Source organism: Parasphingorhabdus sp., assembly GCF_036964675.1.
Classification (GTDB): Bacteria; Pseudomonadota; Alphaproteobacteria; order Sphingomonadales; family Sphingomonadaceae; genus Parasphingorhabdus.
Genome location: NZ_JBALTF010000138.1, coordinates 1 through 1,760 on the forward strand (window position 1 = coordinate 1; position 1,760 = coordinate 1,760).

A 1,760-nucleotide genomic window follows, 5' to 3' on the forward strand; every position below is an offset into this window, starting at 1 on the left:
GTGATCAGCATGCCGGTGGCAATGCCGACGCTTTCGTTGACATAATAATTCTGCTTCATCTCGCCGGGGTTCATGCCGCCCTTGCGCTGGCCGAAGATGATGATCAGATAAGGCGCAGTCTCGAGAAATGGCTTGTCGGCATCGGTGCCGAGCGGTGCCAGCGCCTCCAGCCATTGGTCGCTGCCTTTGCTGTCGTAAAATGCACGCTCTTCCTCTTCGGCGGCGGCGCGCAGGGCTTTTTTCTTTTCCGCCGTTTCGATCACGGCAAAATGCCAGGGCTGGTGATTGGCACCATTGGGCGCGGTGCCAGCGGCGAGAATCGCATTTTCGATGACCGCGCGGGGAATCGCGTCATCGGTAAAATAGCGGCAGGTTCGACGGGTCTTGATCGCGTCGTAAAAGGCCCTGGACCGGGCGATTCGTTCGGCGTCCGAATAGTCCGGCAGTTCGGTATAGGGCAGGGTGTCATGCGGCTGCAAATTTCCGTCTCCCGTTTCAAAGTTCGTCAAAGTTCGGGCCAAGAAAGCCTTTTGACAGGCCGAAATAGTCAGACAATCTGGATAGCGCAGCCGTCTCCTGTAGGAAAGCATCTATCCCCTATTGACATAGATGTTAATAGCCGTCAGACAGGGCCCATGAAAATCAGCCACAACTTCTCCGCGCCAAGCGATTCGCAAAAGCCATTCGTGCACTCCGATCGCCCGGCAGCCCGCTTTCGTCCCCTGAAAGCGCTCCATCATTTCCGCGAACTGATCAAGGACAAGGAAGACACCTCACAGGTGTTCCATATTTTTGAATGTTTGCCGCGCCCCGGCTTCCGCAAGGATGCCAAAGCCTTTGTCGAAAGCGCCAAGGGCAAGGCCCTGCTGGAAAGCGAGCCGGAGCTTGCGGCCCTGCTCGACGATCATGATCGCCTGCGGCAGATGCCTGCGGGCAGCCTCGCCCATGCCTATTGCGATTTCATGGAAAAAGAAGGGCTGAGCGCGGCAGGACTGATTGCCGAATATGACCAGTTCAGCCCGCGCAAATATGGCGACCTGGTCGAATGGTATGGATTTCGCCAGCGCGACACCCATGATTTACTGCACGTGCTGACCGGCTATGGCCGCGATGCGCTGGGTGAAGCCTGTGTGCTGGCCTTCACTTATGGTCAGAACCCTTCCTTGGGCAATGTCTTCATCGCTTATGCGGCTGGTCTGAACATGACGAAACAGGTCAAGAGCGACGCGCCGATATTCAGGGCGATCCGCGAGGGCCAGAAAATGGGCAAGGCCTGCCCCAAGATCAACGAAGAGAATATCGCCGAGCTCCTTGCCCAACCGCTGGATGCTTTGCGCGAGCGGCTGCATATCAAGACGCCGCATTTCTATCATGAAGCGCATGAGAAATTCCGGGCTCGTAATATCGATCCCTATGATATGTTGGCGCAGGCGGCTTGAATATATCCGTCATCCCAGCGCTGGCTGGGATCCAACCCAAGGCCTGTTAGATGCGCTAAATCGGTTTGGCCCCCAGCCTTCGCTGGGGTGACGGTTTTCAATCGGGATAGTTATCCCTCGGCCATGCTGCGTGCGGTCGCCCTCCTCAAAGCATCGCTTTAGCGAGGATTGGGCAAGAGATATCACAAATGATACAATTTTGGGGCCGTCAGGACGTAACTGTCAAAATCGAATAGCCTCCTTGTGCCGCGGGCATGGGGAGGTCGCAGCAGGTCAGAGGAGCCTGAGGATCAGTCCTCCATCCAGTCGCGGAAGAAACTT

At 56.4% G+C, this 1,760-nt stretch carries 2 protein-coding genes; one reads left to right on the forward strand and one right to left on the reverse strand.

Going from position 1 to position 1,760, the window contains the following annotated elements; genetic code table 11:
• Window positions 1-479 (reverse strand): nitroreductase family protein (locus V7665_RS13560; RefSeq protein ID WP_335665065.1); only part of this gene is annotated, 479 nt, incomplete at its 3' end.
• Between the two features lie 156 nt (window positions 480-635).
• Between V7665_RS13560 and V7665_RS13565 the strand changes: the two genes are divergently transcribed.
• The gene (locus tag V7665_RS13565) at window positions 636-1,439 is read left to right on the forward strand and encodes a Coq4 family protein (protein WP_335665066.1); all 804 of its coding nucleotides are present in this window, start codon (window positions 636-638) and stop codon (window positions 1,437-1,439) included.
• The last annotated feature ends 321 nt before the right edge of the window (window positions 1,440-1,760 follow it).